Annotated in this window: 2 protein-coding genes and 1 pseudogene; all 3 read left to right on the top strand. The window is 47.8% G+C overall.

The window, feature by feature from the left end:
• Positions 1 to 648: RHS repeat-associated core domain-containing protein (locus OGY09_RS25225; protein WP_353622460.1), on the top strand; the 648-nt coding region annotated here is incomplete at its 5' end.
• Positions 649 to 659: 11 nt separating this feature from the next.
• Positions 660 to 950 carry a hypothetical protein gene (locus OGY09_RS01105; protein WP_275399251.1) on the top strand — a complete coding sequence of 97 codons (291 nt, stop codon included), beginning with the start codon at positions 660 to 662 and terminating at the stop codon, positions 948 to 950.
• Positions 934 to 1,303 (top strand): annotated as a pseudogene (locus OGY09_RS01110) (hypothetical protein); the annotation flags it as partial. The gene OGY09_RS01105 and the pseudogene OGY09_RS01110, both read left to right, overlap by 17 nt.

Raw genomic sequence — 1,303 nt, forward strand, 5'->3', positions numbered from 1 at the left:
CAGCTTATCCGCCTGCCGGGCCAGCAGTATGACGAGGAGTCGGGGCTGCACTACAACCGCCACCGGTACTACAATCCGGGACAGGGACGGTATACCACCCAGGATCCCATAGGGCTGGAGGGGGGATGGAATCTCTATAGTTACCCATTGGATCCAATAACAAGTTTAGATCCGTTGGGGTTATCACCATTTATTGGCAATATGGGGTATGGGGTCAGCGAACGCTCTTCACTCGGCTTGCATATGTGTGAAAATGGCGAATCTCCAGAAGATATTGCTAAATCTATGTCTCTGCCATCTGCAAAACCTATTGCTACGGGAGAGTGCCGGGCTTCAGCATTTGCTGCGGCAGGCAGTGGTATATCTGGAACAATTTCTGCCAATGAAAAAATAGGCCCAGGGGGGCTAATGAGCTTTCCTGTAGCTGCTGTTGGAGCTCGAGCTTCTGCTACCTGTGGATTGAAGTTTAGAGCCCCTGATGCCAAAGATTTAAAAGTTAACGCAGGAGCTTCTTTTGGATTGGGGATCTTTAGTATTGAGGTAGCTCAAACATCAACATGGCCTGAAGTATATATTGGTGTTGGTGCAGGCATCGGTCCCGAAGTAAAAATACCATATACACCAAGTGTATCTATTCCAGTATTTTAGTAGAGGATGATATGTGTGAAGAAATCAGAATTGCAAGAATCATTGTGTTTTTTTGTATATTCTCAATGGCTTTGCTTGTCGTTTTTTATGGCTTTCTATTTTGTAAAAAAAACAATATAGATATGAATACTTTTTCAGGCATGCTTGAAATGTATCGACGTATTTTTATGTTTAAAAATAAGTTTTTTTCTATTTTAATGTTAAGCTGTATATATGGTGGTGCGTTGCTTGGTTTTATAATTTTTGGCGTTAGCCTTTGGGCGGAAACACAAGGTTGTGTGTTCCCAACACGATATAATTGATGAGCACCGGCTGACGCACCACCGCCAGATGCAACAGGGCAGCGTACTGACGGAAAGTTGTTATCTGTACGACCCGCAGGGCCGCCGCGTGGGTAAGCGGGTATGGAAACGCGAACCCGTGCACTGGAGCGACACGCGGATGGAACTGTCGCGCACGCCGTATGAGACCTGGTACGGCTGGGACGGCGACAGACTGACCACCACGCAGACGGCACAGCGCGTACAGACGATTTACACACCGGGCAGCTTCACACCGCTGGTCAGAATCGAAATCCAAACCGCAGAACTGGCGAAAGCGGTACGCCGCACGCTGGCGGAGAAATTTCAGCAGGAGGCGAACGTCACTTTCCCGC

The sequence above is a fragment of the Citrobacter sp. Cpo071 genome, from assembly GCF_030332765.1.
In the GTDB taxonomy this organism is placed as follows: Bacteria; Pseudomonadota; Gammaproteobacteria; order Enterobacterales; family Enterobacteriaceae; genus Citrobacter; species Citrobacter portucalensis.

Excerpts from the sequence above, each read along its gene's own strand:
- OGY09_RS01105 (WP_275399251.1), top strand. The coding sequence starts at position 660 with ATGTGTGAAGAAATCAGAATTGCAAGAATCATTGTGTTTTTTTGTATA.